21 protein-coding genes are annotated in these 20,184 nt (G+C 65.3%); 15 read left to right on the plus strand and 6 right to left on the minus strand.

Annotated features, from left to right (window positions below):
• Positions 1-1,395, plus strand: a complete 1,395-nt coding sequence (locus VS93_RS10655; protein WP_046469811.1) for a 2-oxo acid dehydrogenase subunit E2 — start codon at positions 1-3, stop codon at positions 1,393-1,395.
• Entirely contained in the window at positions 1,395-1,646 is a 252-nt protein-coding gene (locus VS93_RS10660) for an acyl carrier protein (RefSeq protein ID WP_046469831.1), read from the plus strand. The genes VS93_RS10655 and VS93_RS10660 overlap by 1 nt, the downstream gene beginning before the upstream one ends.
• A 129-nt stretch (positions 1,647-1,775) precedes the next feature.
• Here VS93_RS10660 and VS93_RS10665 read toward each other — a convergent pair whose 3' ends face one another.
• Positions 1,776-3,110: a phosphoribosyltransferase gene (locus VS93_RS10665; RefSeq protein ID WP_046469812.1), complete on the minus strand. Its 1,335-nt coding sequence runs from the start codon at positions 3,108-3,110 to the stop codon at positions 1,776-1,778.
• Between the two features lie 299 nt (positions 3,111-3,409).
• A complete protein-coding gene (locus VS93_RS10670; RefSeq protein ID WP_046469813.1) occupies positions 3,410-4,342 on the minus strand; it encodes a ribose-phosphate diphosphokinase in 933 nt (310 codons plus the stop codon).
• Positions 4,343-4,801: 459 nt separating this feature from the next.
• Here VS93_RS10670 and VS93_RS10675 point away from each other — a divergent pair, with 459 nt between their 5' ends.
• On the plus strand, positions 4,802-5,467 hold the full coding sequence (locus VS93_RS10675) for a ZIP family metal transporter (RefSeq protein WP_201776607.1): 666 nt from the start codon (positions 4,802-4,804) through the stop codon (positions 5,465-5,467).
• Between the two features lie 549 nt (positions 5,468-6,016).
• Positions 6,017-6,886, plus strand: coding sequence for a universal stress protein (locus VS93_RS10680; protein WP_046469814.1), 870 nt, complete (start codon positions 6,017-6,019; stop codon positions 6,884-6,886).
• 181 nt (positions 6,887-7,067) lie between these two features.
• Here VS93_RS10680 and VS93_RS10685 read toward each other — a convergent pair whose 3' ends face one another.
• Complete coding sequence (locus VS93_RS10685) at positions 7,068-7,259, minus strand: hypothetical protein (protein ID WP_156184777.1); 192 nt, start codon at positions 7,257-7,259, stop codon at positions 7,068-7,070.
• Positions 7,260-7,749: 490 nt separating this feature from the next.
• Here VS93_RS10685 and VS93_RS30380 point away from each other — a divergent pair, with 490 nt between their 5' ends.
• On the plus strand, positions 7,750-8,250 hold the full coding sequence (locus tag VS93_RS30380) for a recombinase family protein (RefSeq protein ID WP_201776608.1): 501 nt from the start codon (positions 7,750-7,752) through the stop codon (positions 8,248-8,250).
• 116 nt (positions 8,251-8,366) lie between these two features.
• Here the strand turns inward: VS93_RS30380 and VS93_RS30385 are convergent, their stop codons facing one another.
• On the minus strand, positions 8,367-9,221 hold the full coding sequence (locus VS93_RS30385; protein ID WP_046469816.1) for a hypothetical protein: 855 nt from the start codon (positions 9,219-9,221) through the stop codon (positions 8,367-8,369).
• 366 nt (positions 9,222-9,587) lie between these two features.
• On the opposite strand from VS93_RS30385, the gene VS93_RS32485 reads away from it, so the two are divergent.
• From VS93_RS32485 to VS93_RS27985, 5 genes are all read left to right on the plus strand, one after another.
• A complete protein-coding gene (locus VS93_RS32485; RefSeq protein ID WP_269082833.1) occupies positions 9,588-9,719 on the plus strand; it encodes a hypothetical protein in 132 nt (43 codons plus the stop codon).
• A gap of 287 nt (positions 9,720-10,006) precedes the next feature.
• Complete coding sequence (locus VS93_RS10695) at positions 10,007-10,789, plus strand: hypothetical protein (RefSeq protein WP_046469817.1); 783 nt, start codon at positions 10,007-10,009, stop codon at positions 10,787-10,789.
• Entirely contained in the window at positions 10,786-11,970 is a 1,185-nt protein-coding gene (locus VS93_RS10700; protein WP_046469818.1) for an XRE family transcriptional regulator, read from the plus strand. The genes VS93_RS10695 and VS93_RS10700 overlap by 4 nt, the downstream gene beginning before the upstream one ends.
• A 297-nt stretch (positions 11,971-12,267) precedes the next feature.
• Entirely contained in the window at positions 12,268-13,275 is a 1,008-nt protein-coding gene (locus VS93_RS29070; protein ID WP_156184778.1) for a hypothetical protein, read from the plus strand.
• Positions 13,276-13,310: 35 nt separating this feature from the next.
• A complete protein-coding gene (locus tag VS93_RS27985; protein WP_269082834.1) occupies positions 13,311-14,444 on the plus strand; it encodes a DUF4365 domain-containing protein in 1,134 nt (377 codons plus the stop codon).
• Between the two features lie 817 nt (positions 14,445-15,261).
• On the opposite strand, the gene VS93_RS32490 is transcribed toward VS93_RS27985, so the two are convergent.
• The gene (locus tag VS93_RS32490) at positions 15,262-15,384 is read right to left on the minus strand and encodes a hypothetical protein (RefSeq protein WP_269082835.1); all 123 of its coding nucleotides are present in this window, start codon (positions 15,382-15,384) and stop codon (positions 15,262-15,264) included.
• Positions 15,385-15,511: 127 nt separating this feature from the next.
• A complete protein-coding gene (locus tag VS93_RS27990; RefSeq protein ID WP_082126793.1) occupies positions 15,512-16,222 on the minus strand; it encodes an HAD family hydrolase in 711 nt (236 codons plus the stop codon).
• 100 nt (positions 16,223-16,322) lie between these two features.
• Here VS93_RS27990 and VS93_RS10710 point away from each other — a divergent pair, with 100 nt between their 5' ends.
• The 5 genes from VS93_RS10710 (at position 16,323) to VS93_RS10730 (ending at position 20,121) form a co-directional block, all read left to right on the plus strand.
• Positions 16,323-17,534 (plus strand): helix-turn-helix domain-containing protein, encoded by a 1,212-nt coding sequence (locus tag VS93_RS10710; protein WP_046469832.1) that lies wholly within the window; start codon positions 16,323-16,325, stop codon positions 17,532-17,534.
• A 489-nt stretch (positions 17,535-18,023) separates the two neighbouring features.
• Positions 18,024-18,311, plus strand: a complete 288-nt coding sequence (locus VS93_RS10715; protein WP_046469820.1) for a hypothetical protein — start codon at positions 18,024-18,026, stop codon at positions 18,309-18,311.
• 241 nt (positions 18,312-18,552) lie between these two features.
• Positions 18,553-19,284 carry a GntR family transcriptional regulator gene (locus tag VS93_RS10720; protein ID WP_046469821.1) on the plus strand — a complete coding sequence of 244 codons (732 nt, stop codon included), beginning with the start codon at positions 18,553-18,555 and terminating at the stop codon, positions 19,282-19,284.
• A gap of 112 nt (positions 19,285-19,396) precedes the next feature.
• Positions 19,397-19,819, plus strand: coding sequence for a hypothetical protein (locus VS93_RS10725; RefSeq protein ID WP_046469822.1), 423 nt, complete (start codon positions 19,397-19,399; stop codon positions 19,817-19,819).
• Positions 19,819-20,121: a hypothetical protein gene (locus VS93_RS10730; RefSeq protein WP_046469823.1), complete on the plus strand. Its 303-nt coding sequence runs from the start codon at positions 19,819-19,821 to the stop codon at positions 20,119-20,121. The genes VS93_RS10725 and VS93_RS10730 overlap by 1 nt, the downstream gene beginning before the upstream one ends.
• Positions 20,122-20,184: the final 63 nt, after the last annotated feature.

A 20,184-nucleotide genomic window follows, 5' to 3' on the forward strand; every position in this document is an offset into this window, starting at 1 on the left:
GTGGCCGAGTTCCGCATGCCGTCGCTGGGCGCCGATATGGACGCGGGGACGATCAGCGAATGGCTGGTCAAGCCCGGCGACACGGTGAGCAGGGGCGACGTGATCGCCGTTGTGGACACCGATAAGGCCGCGGTCGAAGTGGAGAGCTTCGACTCAGGCGTCGTCGACGAGCTCCTTGTCGGGCCGGGTGAGCGCGTCCCGGTCGGCACGGTACTCGCGACCATCAGCACGGCCGCCGAACAGGCATCGGAGTATCCGCCACCGACTCCGACCGGGCCGCCCGCCCCGCAACAGCCCGCACCACCGGAATCACCGCCTCCATCTCCGGAGCCCGCAGCGCCGCCGCGACGGCCGCCGGAGCCGCCGCCGGCCGCCCGGACAGTTCCTGTGGCCTCGCCGCTCGTGCGCAAGCGCGCCGCGGAGGCCGGCATCGACCTTGCGTCTGTACACGGCACTGGTCCTGGCGGTGTCGTCACCCGAGAGGATGTCGAACGGCTCGTGAGCCCAAGAGCTACCGGCCGCGTCCGGGCGTCCCCGTACGCGCGCCGGATCGCGGGCGAACTCGGTGTGGACCTGAGTCGTGTCACCGGTACCGGGAGCGGTGGGGCAATCCGCGCTCTCGACGTGCACGCGGTGACGGAGCGAGCCGGAACAGTGGAGGCCGCGCGGGCTGAGGAAGGCGGTGGGACCGCGCCTCGAGAGGCGACCGGGGAGGAGCGGGGCGAGACGCGCCAAGAGGGGCTGCGCCGCGCCACCGCGGATCTCATGGCCCGTTCCAAGCGGGAGGTTCCGCACTACTATCTCAGCACCACCATCGACCTATCGCGAGCCATGACGTGGCTGCGCGAGCGTAACCGCGAGGTCCCGGTCGAGGAGCGCCTCGTCCCCGCTGCGTTGCTGCTCAAGGCGTCCGCCTTGGCTGTCCGGCGCGTACCCCAGCTCAACGGGTTTTGGTGCGGCGACCACTTCGAGCCTGCGCCGGCCGTCCATCTCGGGGTCGCCATCTCCCTTCGCGGAGGTGGACTGATGGCTCCGGCCCTTCGCGACGCAGACGGCTTGGACGTGCCCGAGCTGATGAAGCGGCTGCGCGACTTGGTGGCCCGTGTCCGCGCGGGCCGGACCCGCAGTTCCGAGATGACCGATTCAACGATCACCGTCACGAACCTTGGGGACCAGGGCGTTGAGACGGTGTTCGGGGTGATCTACCCGCCGCAGGTCGCGCTGGTCGGCTTCGGCAGGGTCGTGGAGCGGCCCTGGGCTGTCGGCGGGCTGCTCGGTGTGCGCCCGGTGGTCACCGCCACCCTGTCCGCCGACCATCGGGCCACCGACGGTTACACCGGTGCCCGGTTTCTCGGCACCCTCGACCGGCTGCTCCAAGCTCCGGAGGTTCTGTGATGCCGACCACGATCACTCCGGAGCAGGCGACCGCAATGGTCCGCGAGGCCTTGTCCGCCATCGCGCCCGATGCCGATCTCGATGGCCTCGCACCCGACGACGACCTCCGGGGCGCGGTGGAGCTGGACTCGCTCGACTTCCTGAGCTTCGTCGAAAAGCTCAGCCAGCGCTCCGGGCGGCGCATCGAGGAAGACGACTATGAAGAGCTCCGGTCCCTGTCGAGTTGCGTGGCTTTTCTCAGCCACAGGTGACAGCGGTGTTGTGCCCCGATGGCGGCTACACGCACGGCCGTGGTGCGCCGCGCCCGGGACGCGGAACGGAATCTCCTGGGAGTCTGCACACCGCCCCGCCCCACCGGGGCGCGCGGATGGCGCACCCGTTCAGCGCGCGGGCTGGCCGATGCTGGTCAGGTGGTCGACGAACCAGTCCCGGGCGAGGTCGGCCACGGTCTCCAGCGCGCCCGGCTCCTCGAAGAGATGAGTCGCGCCCGGAACGACCCTCAGCCTGTTCTCGCAATGCAGCCGCGCCTGTGCTCGGCGGTTGAGGTCGAGGACCGCCTCGTCGTGCCCGCCCACGATGAGCAGGGTCGGCGCCCGTACCTCCTCCAGCCGGGCCCCCGCCAGGTCGGGGCGGCCGCCCCGGGAGACGACCGCGGCGATGTCGGTGCCCGGCTCGGCGGCTGCTACCAGCGCGGCCGCGGCTCCTGTGCTGGCGCCGAAGTAGCCGATCCGGACCTCTGGTGCCTCGCCGTGGAGCCACTCGGTGGTGTCCGCGAGCCGCCCGGCCAGTAACCCGATGTCGAACACGTTGGACCGGTCGAGTTCCTCGCGCGGCGTGAGCAGGTCAAGCAGCAGTGTGCCGACTCCCGCGCGGTTCAGCATCCCGGCCACGTACCTGTTGCGCGGGCTGTGCCGGCTGCTGCCGCTGCCGTGGGCGAACACGACCACGCCGGGTGCCTGATCGGGGACGGCCAGGTGCCCGCCGAGGGAAACGGGCCCGGCGCGTACCTGGACCTCCTCGTCCCGACCCGGGGGGTCGGTGTTACCAGAGGCCGCCTCCTGCGCCGCGGAGGGCCGGAGGTGCCGGGCCGCGGCCAGATCCAGCAGGGCGACCACCTCCTCGTCGCGCACCTGGGCGAAATCGGCGTACCATTGACCGATGGCGTGAAAAGCCCCGGGGGTCTCCACGCAGACGACCTCGTCGGCGACCGAACGTATATGCTCGATCGTGTCCGGCGGCCCCACCGGCACCGCCAACACGACCCGCTGTGCCCCCTGCGCTCGGGCGACCTGGCAGGCGGCCCGCGCTGTGGCCCCGGTCGCGATCCCGTCGTCCACCACGACAGCGGTCCGCCCGGCCAGATCCACCCGCTCCCGGTGTCGCCGGAACCGCAACGCCCGCCGTTCGAGTTCAGCGCGTTCGTGCTCCTCGACCGCCGCGAGCTCCTCCGGGGCGATCCGGATCACGGCCACGAGGTCTTCGTTGACGACTCGTACACCGCCCTCGCCGACGGCGCCCATGGCGAGTTCGGGCTGGAAGGGAGCTCCCAGTTTGCGGACCACGATGACGTCCAGCGGTGCCTCCAGGGCACGAGCTACCTCGAACGCCACGGGGACCCCGCCCCGCGGCAGCCCCAAGACGACGACGTCCGCACCGCGCAGGTGCTCCAGGCGCGCCGCGAGGCGGTGTCCGGCATCGTCTCGGTTGACGAACATTGGGCCCTCCCTGGAGAGCAGTCGCGTTTCGACGCGGGTGAGCGGCTTTCGCGGTGTGAGGACACGGAAACCCCTGGGCGCATGACCGCTGTGTGCGCCTCCGCCGCAGTTCGGCCGCGCCGGCGGCGCTGTCCCTCGTGTTAACAGGCGCATTCCCCGGGCGGATCCGGGCAAACCGCACCCCGCCTCCTCGACGCAGGCGCCCCGGAAAGGAAAACTCGACGGCGAGCAGTTTCCGCCCGGTCGGGGCGCGGGGCCCGCCGATCCCGCGTGTTGCCGGGCCGGGCTCGGTGTTGATCTCAGGTGCGGATCCGCAGGTCGTCCAGGGGCTCGTTTCGATGCAGTCGGCCGATGGTGTCTGCGAGCAGCGGGGCCACGGACCGTACCTGCACGGGCAGGGGCGGCGCCGGGGCGGGTTCGACGGTGTCGGTGGTGAGCAGGCGCCGCAGCGGCAGGCCACTGAGCGGGGTGTGCCCCCCCACCAGCAGCCCGTGGGTGGCGGCGACCACCATGCCCGGCTCGGCCCCGTGGGCGAGCAGAACGCGTACCGCCGCCTCGATCGTCCCGCCGGTACTGACCATGTCGTCGATGACGATCGCGGAGCGGCCCTCGACACCGCCTATGAGCTCCTCGGCGTGGACCCTCGCACCGCTCACCCGGGTCTTGCGTACCACGGCAACGGGGCACCGCAGCAGCGAGGCGTAGTGCTCGGCGAGCTTGACCGCCCCGAGGTCGGGCGCGACGACGACGGTTCCCTCGGCGACCGAGGGGGCCAGCGCATCGGCCAGGGTCGGTACCGCTGAGACCATCTCCACGGGCATGGCGCACATGGACTCCAGCGCTGCGGTGTGGGGATCGACGACGACCAGCCGCTGCGCCCCCGCTGCCATCAGCGTGTCAGCGACGACCCGGGCGCCCACGGCTTCGCCCGCCGCGCCGCGCCGGTCCTGCCGGGCGTAGCCGAAGTAGGGGACCACTACGGTGACGCGTCCCGCGCCGGCCCTCCGGCACGCGTCCAGCAGCAGGAGCAGCTCCATGATGTTCTCGTTGACCGGGGGGCCGGTGGACTGGACCACATACACGTCCGCACCCCGCAGGTGGCCAACACCGGGCCGCAGTTCCCCGTCGGGGAACCGCTCCACCCGGCAGGCCGCGAGCCCGGTCCCGAGCGCGGCCGCGGTAGCGCCGGCGAGCTCCGGGCTGGCCGTTCCCGAAACGATCCGGAAAGTCATCGCCCCCTCACACAGAACACAGGGCCCACCCCCTCGACCAGTCGGCGTGCCTTCTGGACCCGGTCGCGGCGAAACAGTGGGCTGCTCGCCGCTACGCCGGAGGCGGGCCCGCTCAAACCGTTTTCTTCCCCGGTGGCGCGGAGTTTCATCGGAGCGGCTGCCGCAGTGGCGTGCCTGGAGCTCCGGTGTGGCGACCTCGGGGTTTGCCCGGGTCGAGCGGCCAGATGCCGGGTTTCGCGCCTCCGCGGGGCACGACAGGCGGTGCCTGCGGCTACGGCCAAAAGAGCGCGCCTCAGCGGTGCAGGCAGGTGCAGAGGTGTCAGGCTAATTCCGTGAGTACCGGACGGTAGCGGCCGTGACCGGCGTCTTTCGGGTGAGCTCAGAGGGTAATCACCCTGTCGAGTCAAACATTGATCGGCGGGCTGGGGGGCTTCCGTGCCGGTGCTGGCGTGGATCTTAGTGTCAGGGTTCGCCATGAGCGCGCTGGCGCTGGTGGGAAGCGTGACCCTGCTGTTGTCCGACCGGGCGTTCAAGCGGGTGGTGCTGCCGCTGGTGGCCATGGCGGCCGGCGCACTACTGGGCGGCGTGTTGTTCCACATGCTGCCGGAGTCGGTGCGAGCGTTCGATAACAGCTTGGTCGTGTATGTGTGGGTGGCGGTAGGGCTGTTCTCGTTCTTCGTGTTGGAGCAGTTCCTGCACTGGCACCATTGCCATCGCCCCGACAGCTCGCACCGGCCGCTGGGACATTTGGTCCTGGTCGCCGACGGGTTACACAACCTGATTGGAGGACTGGCGGTGGGCGGGGCGTTCGTGGTCGACGTCCGTCTAGGCGTGGTGACATGGCCCGTCGCGGCGGCCCACGAGGTGCCCCAGGAACTGGGTGACTTTGGCATCCTGTTGCACAGCGGCTGGGCGCTGGCCTACAACTTCCTCTCGGCACTGACCTTCGTGCTCGGCGGTGTGCTCGCCTACGCTGCGTCGAGCTGGTCGATGTGGCGGTGCTGGTGCCATTCGCCGCGGGCAACTTCCTCTACATCGCCGTCGCGGATCTACTGCCAGAGGTCACCACGTCCCCGGTGTCTTGGGAGAAGGTCCTTCTCAGTGCGGGTTTCGCGGTGGGGCTGACAGTGCTATTGGCGATCGTCTGGGTCGCGTGATCCCGCGCTCATAGCGGGATGGGATCAGCCCTCCCCGCCGCCACGGATGTGCTCGAGTTCCCGGCGGGCCCGGGCGAGTTCCTCCTCCAGGTGTCGGAGGTAGTCTGCCAGGTCCTCCTCGTCGGCCTGTCCGCGCCGCCGTCTCGGTCCCGGGTAAGGCGGTGTACCGGGCGGAGGGTAAGCGTATCCCCAATGGTGCCAGGGGCCGTGCCCGCACCAGCAGCTCATGATCGCACCTCCTCGGGTCCTCTTTTCCTTATGCCCCTGCTGAAGTGGGGGAACGGTGCGCCGAGGCAAAGATTCCGATACCCGCGGATCGCCATCGACCTGCTCCTCTGGTGTCGCTCCGTCTCGTTGCCGGCGCACCTCCGCTGTTCGGTAGGGAAACTGATGGGGCGGATCTTCCGGAGTGTCGGGACGGCGGCTCGGGCGGGTAGAGAACCCAGGGGAGGGGGCACTCGGTGAGCGAGGTGTCCGCTGGCCGTGTGTCTGGCCGTACTGACCGGGGGGACAGAGCGTGAGTGGTGCGATCGTGGTCGGTGTGGACAGGTCACGGCCGAGCCTTCGGGCGCTGGAATGGGCCGCACGGGAAGCGGCGCTGCATGGTCGACCGCTGCTGATCGTGCACGCGTTACCACGGTATCGCTATGACATGCCGTTCTTCGTGCCGGGCCGGTGGGAGGCGGCCGAAGCTGACGGCAAGGAGATCACCGCCGAGGCCGTCGCGGTGGCCCATGAGCTCTACCCGCCGCTCGACATCGACACGCGCATGCCGGCGGCGAGTGCCGTGGCCGCGTTGCGGGGCGAGTCCGAGCGTGCCCACATGGTCGTGGTGGGAGCCCGGGGGCGCGGCGGTTTCCATAGCCTGCTCCTCGGCTCGACCAGCCTGCAACTGGCCGGCCACGCCGACAGCCCCGTCGCCGTGGTGCGGGACGGCCCGAACGCCGCCCACCACGAGATCGTGGTGGGCGTGGACGACCCCGAACACTCGGCCGCGGCACTCGACTGCGCCTTCGCGGAGGCAGCGGCCCGCAGCGTACGGCTGCGCGCCCTGCACGCCTGGTCCCTGCCCTCCGCGCCCGCGCCCGATCCCCAGAAAGCGGCCGAGGAGGAACGGCGTGCGCTGACCCGGGCGCTGGCCGGCTGGCACGAAAGGTACCCCGGTGTGGAAGTCGTCGACGACCTAACACGCGACCACCCCGCTCATTCCCTCATTCTGGCGTCGGAACGGGCTGATCTCGTCATCGTGGGTTCCCGGGGCCGTGGCGGCTTCCACGGCCTGGCCCTGGGCTCGGTCAGTCACGCCGTCCTGCATCACGCCCTGTGCCCAGTGGTGGTCGCCCGGCCGCGGTCCCGAGACCGTGCCGCGGGCGCCGACGCGGCCTAGATCGTTGACGAGGATGGTGTGTGGTGCGCTGGTCAGCGCTGCTGTTGAGCCGCGGGCAGGACATGGTCAGTCCAGGTGGACATAGAGACCGGCCAAAGGGCGTCCAGGTTACTGGTCACACATCGATCATGGGCGCCCTTCCTCGTGTTCGCGGCCGGTTCAGTGAATTCCCACCAACGATCTAGAGGACCCCCCGTGCGCGCATCAGCGCGCGGACCTCCCCGTCGGAGGGGACACGGCCCAGCGGCTCGTTCCCGTTGAGAACAATGTCGTCGACAAACAGGAGGAACCCGCTCCCCTCGTCCGTGACATCCTCCACGATCACCACCCGGTGGCCGTCGATCCGACGGTCCTCGACGATGCGTTCCATCACGCGCCCCCTCCTCCCGTGCTTTCCTCCCACCGGGCCCCGAGCACCGCGGCGATCGCCGGAGCCTTGCCGGGAGACGGATGCCATACCGTTATGACCGGACTGCCCGAATCCCGGAAAGTGATAACCTGCCCGGCCAGCTCTGCAAGCGGGAGCTTCCCGCCCACCCTCCCCACCTTCGGATCCCTTCAGCGCCAAGGCGCGGGCCGTCATTCACCCGGAACCGCTGCCGGACGTACCTCCACGCGAGCACGTCGCTCCCCGCCAGGACCCTAGTACGCGGGTACGGCAGTGGCGGCGACATAGGTATCCCGCTAGATGGTTGGTGCGCTTTTATGTGCTGGTCAGCGGGGTTGGGTGGTCGTAGTGGATCAGTGAGCGTTCTCTGTGGGCTGCGCAGGCCCCGTTGCGCCAGATGGCGGTGTTGAGGGCGAGGAGCCGCTGGAGAACCCTGGCCCACAGTCCGGAGCGCACCCGGGTGGTCGGCCCCCGTATGGGTACCGGTTGGGATGCCGGCCCGCATCCCAACCGGGCGCACGCCAAGTGGGGGCGGCGTCTTCAGCGCCTGGATCCGGATCCGGTGACCGCGCCGCAGGTGCGGTGGATCTTTGCTGAGCGGTTGGCCGGGCGGAGCGTGGCCGGTATCGCCCGGCGGCTCAACGAGCGGGGGGCGTGTCCGTCGAGTGCGGACCGGCAACGCAACCCGTACCGGTCGGGGCAGGCGTGGACGGTGCCGACGATGGCCGCGATCCTGAACAACCCGCGCTACACCGGCCGCCAAGTCTGGCAGCGCCAGCCGGGCGCGCGCTCTTCCCGCATCGCTGGTTCGGACAGCACCCCGGAGGCGTCGTCGCGTGGGGAATGGGCGGTCTCGAAAGAGACCGTGCATCCGCCGCTGGTCAGTGAAGAGGACTTCGTCGCCGCCCAAGCGGTGCGGGCAGCCCGTCCACCAAGGACGGTCGTATCCGGGAGTGCCTGTGCGCCGGGCTGTTAGTGTGCCGGGTATGCGGTCGGCGGATGGACGCACACTGGGTCAACGACCGGGCGGGGTATCGGTGTCGCGTTGACTGGAAGCACCTCTTCCAGTCGGTACGTCCAGGAGTAGTCCTCTCAGAATTCGGTCTGAGCAGAGTAGTCGGCGGGGTCGACTTCCTCATCGAGCTCGATGCGGGTCTCGAATCCGGCGGCCTTCAGTTCGTCGGCTCCGAACAAGCTCAGCTCACAGGCGCCGCAGACGAAGTTACGCGCGTGGAGGATCTTGATTCCGTAAGTGCCGGAGACGTATGCTTCACGCTCGTCCCCGATATCGATATCAGCCTCCCAGAGGATCTCTGGTTCCCCGACACAAGTGGCGTATTCGTCGTCGCAGACTGGACACGTGGCTTCGATTTGCTCCTCGGATTCATGGATGATCACAACGCCTTGGGCCTGGCGGGCAGCCATGACGGAAATGTGCTCTTCCTCGGGGATCTTGGTAAGGAGTTCGTCGATACGGAGCCGGGAGGTCACAAGCTTCCGGTGAACCTCGCGTTCGATCTCCGTGAGAGAGTCAGTAATCAAGGAAGCGACCAGGTCGGCATGGACACCCCACCGATCCCTCGCGGGGAGAGCCAGGGCCTCATACAGTTCCTTGCTGAAGCGGAGCATTGCGGTGAGGATCTCCTGGGTCTCCTTGTCCTGGAGATACCCGACGTGCACGACGCCGTCCCGCACGTTGATCAACTGGTCCAGCCGATCCCGGGGAGCGGTGAGTCCGGGCAACAAGTGCTCCACACGGGTCAGCGCCTCCCGGGCGCTGATCGTGCGCGGGGTCTTGAGCTTCTTGGCTTTGCCGCCCTGTCCTGTCAGGTGGAGCAGAGAGTCGAACTGGCCGTTCTTCAGGTCCACTAGATACGTGGGGCTCACCGAGCACAGATACGCCTTGCACAGGTGCTCCATGCTGAACGCGGCCTGCGTGAGGATCACCCGGTGGTCGTCCTCCGCGTACGCCTTTAGCGCCGGCTGGCGAAATCCTTCGCCGACTCCAGCAGCTGATCAGGGTCGACAGTCGTCACACTGTAGACCATAACGCGCCCTTTCGGTCGGTGCCCTTGGATTTCAGCGCAAGAATCCGTCTCCGACCGAGGGGCAGCGTAACTCAATTTTGGCCGGATGGTGATGTCGCTCAACCCCAAGTGCTACCCACTCATGTTGGGACCCGAGTTCCCAGAATACGAACCCCATCCCGATCATCGAAAGTTCGATCAGCGACCTGCCACCCGGCTATGTGTAGGAAAGCGAGCTGACGAATCCAAGTCCAGCGCTGAGGTGGCCGTCGATGGGGGATCGGTGATGGTCGCTTCCCGCTGGATAGATGCCCGCCAGGGCCGCCGCGGCGAGCTGCTGTCCCGGGGCCTGCTGAACATCAACAACCTCGCCTCGCTTGCGGCCAACATCACTGTGGCCGACCCCACCGCGTGGTAGCGCATCGTCCACGCCTGGCCATCATTGGGTGACGGTGCTTCGTGCTCTGTGGAGTGAACAGGCCGGAACAACGCAGCGGGCCACTCGCGTAGCTTCGGGGATACCCAGGGCAAGGCGCCGACGGGCGCCAGTATGCGAACGGGCCTTGGTCTTGTGTGCCGTCGGTTCCTCTGCCCGTCAGTGACTGTGTCGTACAGGCGGAGGTCGATGTTTTCGTTGATCTCCATGACGTACGCAAGTGGTTTATTTTCAACCGCGAGATACTGGAATCTGCTACTGTTCTCCGCGTGAGTGAGATGCAGCGGGTTGTTGACGAGTTCAGTGCCAACGGACTCCTGGCCGCCATACGGTGGGCCCACCTGTCGGCGGCCCGAACTAGCCTGGCCAACCACTTGCCCCGCGAGGGCTACACGACGAACCGGACCCGGGGAACCTCTCTGTACGAACTGACGGTGGAACGCATGGATCGCGTCGCTCAGTGCGGTGCGTTCCAACCCGATCCGTCCACACCGGAAGATGGTCGTGACCTCCTCCACGATGGCATCGACCCGGACCTTCCACTGGGCGACGTTCTGCTCCCGCCTGGCCATGTCATCCGAGACGACATCCGTGGATCAGAGGGTTGGCGTTTCGGTGAGTGGCGCTGGCTGCGCGCTTCCTTCAAGTTCGGCGAGGTCAGCAAGATCCGTTGGAGGGGCCTGACCAAGCAACAGGTGGCCGCCCAGGACTGCGTGGATTACCCTGCTCTGTTTCCCATTGACGAGAACGAGAAACTGCATGCACTTTTCGGGGTCGACCTCTCCCAAACCCTGGTGGTCGCCCAGGCTCTGGACTCCACTACCCAGGACTCGCAGCTGTACATCGGACGCCCTCGCCTGAACACCGACAGCGATTCTTCCTGGTACTGGCTGTACGATCTGCTCGGCGCACCACCTGACGCCGGTCGGTCGGGGATCGACCGCACGCCGACCTCGCCCGTACCCGAGGCTCCTCGCGAGGTTGCCGACGCCCCAGTGCGCCTGCGTCCGGCGCCCACGACCCCTGGAAAGCGTTCCACTGATCAAGGATGACCAACCGACTCCGTGACGTGGCCGCCGTGTTCGACGGCGGCCGACTCACCCTTGCGCGCAACCTGGCTGGTATGCGTAAGAATGCTCTGGCCACCCAGGTCGGCAAGAGCCCCACAGCGGTCGCCGGTTACGAGAACGGGGCTATGCGCCCTGCAGCCACGACCGTGGCCGAACTCGCTCTGGCTCTCCAGGTCGACCCCGAGTTCTTTCTGCCCCGACCGGGGGCCATGAACGCCACCAGCTCTCCTGCGCACTTTCGTTCACTGCGCTCGACAACCCAGCTTGCACGCGACCAGGCCTACGCCTACGGCCAACTAGTGGTCGATGTCGCTGCGGCCGTCGAGCGCCATGTCGAGTTTCCCGGCCGTAACTTCCCGCTCATCCCCGTCGTGGGAGAGGAACCGGACAGGAACGCTCCGGAAGAAGCGGCTGGACAGCTCCGGAAGGAGTGGGGTCTCGCGGAGGGGCCGGTCGGACATCTGGTGCGCCTAGTAGAGAACCACGGGGGCTTGGTTGTATTCACACCACCGGGTGTCTCCGCGGTCGACGCCTATTCCTTCGATTCCGCTCTGCGTCCGGTTATCCTACTTAACCCGCTTAAGGACGATTACTTTCGTCAACGGTTCGATGTCGCCCACGAATTGGGCCACTTGGTCATGCACATCGACGCCGAACCTGGTGGACGGGTGGTCGAGAACCAGGCCCACCGTTTCGCGGCCGAGTTGCTCATGCCCGCCGAGCAGGTCATCGACCAGCTACCGGCTCGCGCTGACTGGCAGGCGTTACAGCGTCTCAAACAACACTGGAACGTGAGCCTGCAGGCGCTGCTGTTTCGTGCCCGCACACTGGGGGTCATGCGGGAGGTGACCTATCGCAACGCCATGGCCTCTTTGGCGCAGAAGGGGTGGCGGCGGCGCGAGCCCGGACCGATGCCGGTGCTGGAACAGCCGTCCCTTCTACCGGGAGCGGTTGAACTGCTTGCCAAGGAGGCAGGGGTCGAGGGGGCTACTTTGGCGGATGAGTGTGGTGCCCCTCTCGGCTTGTTCTCCACGATCACCTCCCGGGCTCCTCGCGGTTCGGGGAAGGCCCACGAGGGTCAAAAGGAGCAGACCGGGGAGGATGAATCGCACCATGGCGACAAAGTCGTGTCGTTATTGGACCGCATGTCCTCGGAGGAGTAATGGCGGCCGCTTGTACCCAACCTGCTCATGTGAGCCAACTCTTCCTAGCCGAGCGAGGGTTGGACGTCGTCACACGGCCACGACGGTCCCAGCGTCACACCCACCACCGCTGACCAGCGAAGCCGCCTGAAATACAAGCCCGCCACCTGTCAACTGAACAGTGAAGATGGGACGTGGCTCCGGGCGTGAGCTTTCCCCGCTTGCACGGACGCGCCAGCTTCCCCCTCCTACGCCACCGCATCCTCCTCGAATGACACCACTCTCAGTCACCACCGAAAGTGGGACAGAGCCCTTAACTTGACGAACCCCATCCGCGCGGTCTATCTCCGTGAAGCCGATGTGCTTCCGGTGCTGGACGAGTGGCTGGCCACCCTGTTTGACCCCACCCGACGCCGAGCCACCATTCGCCTGCTCGCCGAGTCGCAGCGGGAAAACGACGCCGACCAGGCCGCTCGGCGCGCGGCTGAGGAGAAGATCGCCGGGTGTGACGCGAAGCTGGCCCGCTATCGCGCCGCGTTAGAGGCCGGAACGGATCCGGAAGTCGTGGCTGAATGGATCCGGGAGGTCAAGCCTGACCGGGCGCTAGCCAACGCCCAACTTGCCGAACAGAAGGATTACCCTCAGCGACTCGATGAAGACGAGGTCGCCGCCCACCTGGACGCGATAGGAGACGTCTCAACCATGATCCGCCACGCCGACCGTGAGGCGAAGAGCGCCCTCTACAACGGGCTGGATCTTCGCCTGACCTACCACCCCGTAGAACGCAAAGTGCGAGCCGAGGCGAACCTCAACTCGCACGACATGTACAAACGGTCGTGTCCGAGGGGGGACTTGAACCCCCATGCCCTTAACCTACTGGGGGCCTCAGATGGCCTTGGGACTCGCGGTAGGTCGGCCGATTACGTGCGAAAACTCTTCCGGCTGATTCTCGCGGTTTCCCGCCCTCACCTGGCGTCATGTGCACTGAATGTGCATCGCTTGGGCGTCGTTACTGGGCCTGCTCCCCGTAGCTTCCGTGGCCCACCGGACACAGGACTCACCCTTATCAGCTCGATCATGGGTCACCGTAGACGCCTGCTGTGCTGGGATCGGAGTCCGGCGAAGGTCGTTCCGATCGTGCGGTGGCAGGTGGCGTTGCTGTCACTACTGCTGTCAATTGCTGAGCTCATACCTGTCATCGCTGTATCCAGGATTATGTTCTTGGTCATACCGCTCACAGCAGCCCAGCGCTCACGCGGGCAACGGAAACGCATCTCGCGAGTTCTCCCCGCTTCTCGCCTGCTTCTTATAGCTAGATGGAACTAGTGCTGGGCAAGGACCAATTGTGAGATCATATATGAGTGTCACATAAGGAAAGAACAGACAAGCTTTCCCCCAGTGAAAAGGCTAGGCGTATAGGGCAACGAGCAGTCAACGCCTCTCGAATGTTCTTCGAAGAGAACGGCCTAATTTTCCATGAAATTGATTTGCGGAATGATGCTGGAAAAGATGTGATATTAGACCTTGGGCGATCTGAAAAAGATTTAGGGTTGACGGTGTCGCTGCAAATCAAAGGAGGGGATAAATATAAGCGCAAGTCTGGACATGTCATCGAAATAAACTCGCGATTGCGTAGTCTCTGGCTCAACAGCAATACGCCAATTTTTGTAGTCGCCCAAGATCCGAATGACGGGGAGCTCTACTGGGGGAACCTTAAGGAGATGGCGGAAAGAGCTCCTCAAGAGTCGAAGAGTGCTTATCTATATCCTGACCAGAAGTTGACCCCGAATGGGATTAGTGACTTCCTTGAAGCCGCAAGGACTGAATGCAAGAGGCAGCAAGGAAATCTCTTTCTGAGGCTATTTGGCGAGGATGAATTAGAGAAGCAGTCTGCTCTTTTTGACTGTCTCGCAGTGGGGCGGAATGATCCGCGCTATTTTCGCTTGCTCCGCTCGCTACTATTAAGCTTCAGAGACCAGAACACCTATCTCTCCGCCGTCCGTATATTGTCACATGCAACTCCGCATCCCGACATCTTCTGGCATAATGGCAACATTGTCCCTACCGATGTTAGGCGCGATATTGCAAAATGTTTCCGTTGGGCGCCGAACGAGATTTCCATGCTAATCTCCCGCCTTCCCAAAGAGGAAGGAATATGGGAGCGAGGGACCATATCCCAGAGCCTCTACATGCTCCTCGTCGAGGACCCGGCACTAGACTGGTCTCTTGACCGTCTCATCACGGAATCATTTCGAACTGACGAAATGACATGGAGAAGCACCTGGATTGCAGCTGAGCCGTTCGGCCCGAAATGGGTTAATGCGGACCGCAAGCAAATAATATTTGCAGTCTTAGCCTTAATGATCTTCTTGGCGGACTCTCCAGAAGCGAGATTGGAAGAAATACGTGAAAGACTTCCAGGCATCCAAAAGCTCGCATTCTTCCGAGAAATTGCGCTGCTAGTTGAAGAGTACGGCGGAATTGGTCTCTTCTAACATGTCCTGCTTTTTCCTTGGAGTCGGGAATTGATTCAGCAGGTATTTATACCTAAATTGAGGAGCCTGTTGGTCGCACTTTCTTGGTCTCTCCTTCTTTTGAGGCCGCCCAGGAACGCTGCTCCTTCCAGGGAGCGCTACAGCGATCGGTCTGAGGCTTGAGGAGTCTTCTGATGAGATAAGGGTCGCTCTTGTTCCAATGGCCCAAAGTTGTTCACCACACGACTGGGTTCGCTACCTTGCTGGCGCGGGGCCAGACCGGCCGGAGAGCCGCAGCCAGCCACCGTCCGGCGCCGTACCTGGCAGGGCGTGCACATGACCGCATGCGGAGGAGGCCGGGAGACTTTGGGCGGTGTCCTGTCTGGCTCTGGCAGGACCATGCCGGGGGCCAATTACGCTCGACCAATTGGAGAGGGCCATGGGCCCTCACCCTGCGAAGCAATGCACTCGGCCCCCGGCTTGGTCCTGGAGGATCCTGAGCCTGAGAGGTGCCTAAAGTCTCCCGGCCTCCGACCTTGCTGCTACCTCACACGCGCCCTCAGGCACGGGCTACATTCGATTCTTGGTGTCCTATTCCGGTAGCTGTCCGCCGCTCGGGACCGGGCGGCAGCCCGCAGCCCGAGCGGCGGACAGCAGGCCGGAGCGACGGCGCGAAGCGCCGTCGCCTTGATCCCATACAGCCCAATTCGGCAGTGCTGGGACTAGACAGGTGATCGGAACTGGGCACTGGAGCGTCCGTTTGAGGGTTCCTTTCGTGAGAGTTGGCGTTCCGTGGTCCCTGACTAGGGCGAGCATCTTGGTCAGGACCGTTTTCGTGTCAAGTGTCGCGGACGACGGACAGGTGACGGGCGGGTGCGCCCTGGCGTGCACGTCGGGCGATGATCGCTTGGGCCTCGTCTAGGGCGGCCTCCTCGGCGGCCTGCATAGAGATCAGGTCCATTCGAGCCAGGGCGACCTCACGAGCCAGATCGTCCAGACGGGTGTGTAGGGCTTCAATCCGATCTATAAGCCGGCGGCGACGGAAGAACAGCATCGGTCCTCCAAATTGGGGAGACAGGAGAGTGGTATCAGGTGTCCGTGAAGGGAATTCCAAGCGCGGTAAGCAGTGCCGTATGGTCGCGGGCATCGGGTAGAACGGTCTCCGGTCTGGCATCTCGCAGTTGGTTGATTGACGTTCTTCCGGTAGCGACGGCAATGACACGGGCTCCCCCCTGGTCGCCTGCGTAGACATCGCGGACAGTGTCACCGATGAGGATGGTTTCCTCGCGAGAGAATGGATACCCATGTTTAGTCTCGGCGCGCTTCTGCGCAATCGATACCAGGTGAGGTCGATGTGATTCGTCGTCGCCGTAGGCGCCGATATCCAGTTCAAGGGACTGCGAGAGGCCGAAGATGTCCAGTTTTGCTGTAGCTGCTGCACGGGTATTCCCTGAGAGAACACTCTGCACGACACGGGGTGTGCGCCCGAGACTGTCCAGGGCTTCCAGGATTCCGGGAAGGATCTCGCCTCGGCGTAGAAGCTCTTCGGCGCGCCTTTTGTATCCTTCCGCTTGAGTTTTTGCGAATATTGAGAAGTACTCGGGCGCTTCCTCAATCCCATGCATGGCGAGTGTTTCACGGAAGAGGTCGGGTTCGGTGTGCCCGGTGGCCTCGGGCATGTCTTTCATCACTTGCCCGGTTGCCGCCGCAAAAGCCTCTCCGAATATCTCGCGCCCTACACCGCCGGTCTTGATAAGCGTGTGGTCGATGTCCCATAGAATAAGCAGCGGCGAACGCATCCTACTCGCATCTCCAGATTCTGGTTTTCCTCTTTACGATGACTTGACCACGCTCTAAAATGATGCTGGCTGTATAGGTCTTCTCGTTCTGGGTGTGGTCATGGGGTCCTCGTCGGAGATTCCGGTCGGTGAATGTCTGAAGTTCTACCGTACGGGTCAGAAGAAGACACAAGCCGTCGTTGCTGGTCTGGCCGGGGTGAGCGAGGACTACTTGTCCCAGATCGAACGCGGGCTGAAGTCCCCCACGATCACTCTGCTCCACCGCTTCTCCCGCATCCTTGGTGTACCGGTCTCTTCCCTGCTGGGTGAACCCAAAATCGAGCAAGACGGGGAGGTGCACCCTGTCGCCTCCGACATCAATCGTGCCTTGATCATGCCCCCGCAGTCGCGCGGAGAGGTCGCACCGGACGACATCGAGAGCCTCAAAGACCGGGTGAACTCCGCGTGGCAGATATGGCAGAACTCCCCGCACCGCTTCACCGAAGGCTCTGACGTGCTCCCCGCACTGGTCGAAGACGTACAGGCCGCCGCTCGGGCACTGGAGCACGCGGATCCTGAGCATCGCCGTGCCGTTAACCGTGTGTCCGCTGACCTGTACTTCCTCCTTCGCACCTTCACCAAGCGGATAGGCAGGGTGGACCTCTCTCTCCTGGTCGCTGACCGCGGGATCCAAGTCGCTGAAGCTGCTGATGACCCCCTCCGCGTAGCGGGTGCCCGTTGGAACCTCGCTCATGTTCTCCTCGCCCAGGACGATGCGGATGGCGCCGAAGACGTTGTGATGCATGCTGCCGAAGGGGTGCGTACCGAACTTGGTGACACGACGGAGTCCGTTGCCATGCAGGGGGCGCTCTGGCTCACGGGAGCGGTGGCGTCCGTGCGTAACGGCGACCACTGGACCGCACATGGCAGGATCCGTGAGTATGCGGGTCCAGCCGCTGAGCGGGCCGGTGAAGGCAACGTGATGTGGACGGCTTTCGGACCGACCAATGTTCAGTTGCACGCCGTGAGCATTGAGATGGAGTCGGGAGAGTCGGCCGAAGCTCTTCGCCTCGCAGATACCGTTGACCCGACACGTACTTCCTCGATCGAGCGCCAGACCACGTTTTCCCTGGAAGTCGCACGCTCTTACGAACAGCGTCGCGACGATGCCGCTGTACTCATCCACCTGCTCAACGCTGAAGGAACAGGGCCGGAGGACATGAAGTACAACCTGCTCGCCCGGGATCTCGTTCGGGGTCTCAACAAGCGTGCCCGCCCCACCTTCGCTCCCCAGGTGCGGGCTCTGGCCCGCCGCGTCGGGCTGTACGAGTAACCCGGTCTGCTGGTCTACCCGAGCTGAGAGTTCGGGTTCTTGGCCGCTTCCCGTCATAGCGTTCTGGTCCAACCACGGCGCGGCTATGAAGGGGATGTGCGCTTTGGAGACCACTGCTGTCACCACGTCGGTGCGTTGCCGGTCCTGTCGTGGGCGGGGGCGCAAGAGCGTGCGACCGCGTCGGGTGGTCGTGGTGAGCCCTAAGCCGGGCACCTCCGGCGCGATTCGTCCCGTCTGGTGCTCCGCCTGCGATGGGACCGGTAAGAGCGCCGCGTAAACCAAGACGAACAGACCCCCGCGACGGCTGCCACCGTCCGGGGGCGTGGCCACCAGCTAACGGGAGCTGATGACGTTGCCTATCCTGCCATCGCGTCGAAGCGCGCGAATCCGCCCATACCTGCGTGTTCTAGAGGATCGCAGGTTGGTAGAAAACCACTCGTTTGCCCAGTTCGCCGGACTGGCTGTCCTGGCTGGACTCGGGATGCTGAGGTGAGCGCCAACGCGGACCCGCTGTTGCGGCTGCTCCAAGAGCGCTATGCCGAGCGGTGGAGGATCCGGCGCACCGAGCATCTGTGGATCGCTGCGGCGGTGGATCCCGATGCCGACCACGCGCCGACCCTGGTCGAGGACGATATCGAGGTCTTCGTGGGGCAACTGGAAGACCCGCCGGCCCGGGTGGGGCGTGGGCATTCGCTGCTGTCGGCGTCGTGGTTCGCTCAACGGCTGACCGAAGTGCGCGACGGGGTGTATCGCGACCCCACGCCTCCGATGGCGTGACGGATGTGCCGCGCCTCCGGGTGCCTTGGTAACGGCCTTCCCACCGGGTCCGCGCGGCACCGTGCACCGCCCCCGGGGGGGCGTGTGCTGGAGGCCGGGGTCTCCCCTTCCCCCTTCAGGGGCGTCCCGGCCTCCCCGGAATCGAAAGCCGTAGACGGTAGTGCCCCCAGATCATGACAGGTCAGGGCGGCGCCAGTATGCTGCTTGATCAGATGAGTACTAGAGCCATTGGGCGGTCGTCATGTCGAACCTGGAGTTCGCTCCACCCAAATACGCGCAGATCATCAAAGCGATCCAAGAGCGTATCGAGGACGGCACCTACCCGGTAGGCGAAATCCTGCCCTCGGAGTCGCGCATGGTGCGTGAGTTCGGGGCCGGGCGCTCCACGGTGGTGCGGGCCTTGCAGATTCTGAGCCTGCAGGGCTGGATCGAACGCGAGCACGGGCGTGGCTCCTTCGTCAAAGGAGTGCCGGAGCGTTCGGCGGAGCGCTCGCAGGCGGGGGCCAGTGCCTTCGATGCCTCGGAGAACATCAAGGACGCCCGGATCACCCAGGCTGGGCGGTCCACCGCTCCTAGGGCGATCGCCACCGCGTTGGGGTTGCCGGAGGAGTCCCCGGCGCTGCTGCGCCAGCGCCTCATCCTCTCCGAGGGAGAGCCCAGCGAACTGGTCTCGCTGTGGTTTCCCCTCGATGTGGCCGCCGGGACCGACTTGGCAGAAGAGCAGCTCATCAGCATCGGGGTCAAGGAACACCTGCAGGCGGTCAAGCAGATCCGCCCGGCCCGCATCAGTGAGCACCTTTCCTCGCGCCTGGCCACCGAGCAGGAGCGCAAGCTGCTCCAACTGCAGGAGACGACCCCGGTGCTGGGCATCCTCGCCCGTGTACTCGATGGTTCTGACACCGTGATCGCGGTGGCTGATGTGGTGCTGCCCGGGGACCTGCACGAACTCGAAGACAGCTACCCCGCCTCCTGAGGCCGCCCCGAAATCCCCCGGCTCGCCCGCTTGTGTGAACGAGTCGAGTCGGGTATTTTACAGACACTCGTTTGATCGAGTAGTTGAGCACTTATCGAAGAAGGAGTGTGTGATGGCGATTCAGGGTGCGTTGCCGGTGGAGTTCGGCACGGTGTTCCCACACGGGGCCTACGCCCTTGGGGTGGAGGCGATCACCGATTTTGAGACCAAGCGGCCCCAGACCGACAAGGAGTCCGGGTTGCCGTTGTGGGCGGTCGACGTGATCGACGCCGATCCCGAAGCCCGCGGTAAGGCCAAGAGCGTGAAGGTCAAGGTGGCCGCTGAGGTCTGCCCCACCCTGCCCGATGAGGTGCCGGGCCTGCCGTTTCGCCCGATCGAGTTCGAGTCCATGTCGGTGATGCCCTATGTCGATGACAACGGGCGCCGCCCGAGGGTGGCCTACTCGCTGCGGGCTCGGGGCGTGAAGACCCCCGGCGGGGGCGGTTCGCGCAAGGCCGCGGTTGCCGCATCCGGTGCGGCCAAGGACGGTGCCTGATGGGTGGGCGCTGGACGGCTGCGGCTCCGGGCGGGCCGGAGGCCTCGCGGGCATCGCTGGGCCTGCGTGTCGGCTCCGATGCGGCGGTCTACTGCCACACCTACGCCGACAGCAAGCCGATTCTGGCCCTGGCCTCGCGCGGGATCTATGTATCGGTGACCTGCCGCGACCACGACGGCGCGGTGACACCGGAGGATCTGGCGTTCGCCGGTGAGCTGGCCTCTCAGGCGAAGCACTTCCTGGCCGCGCTGGAAGAGCTGCACGCGCGCACCGTCGCCGACGCAGATACCGGCACGGCCTGACCGACTGACAGGCGGGGCGGCCATTGGTGTTGGCGCACCTGGCCGCCCCTTACCCCCTCCCCG

The organism is Allosalinactinospora lopnorensis (genome assembly GCF_000981225.1).
In the GTDB taxonomy this organism is placed as follows: Bacteria; Actinomycetota; Actinomycetes; order Streptosporangiales; family Streptosporangiaceae; genus Allosalinactinospora; species Allosalinactinospora lopnorensis.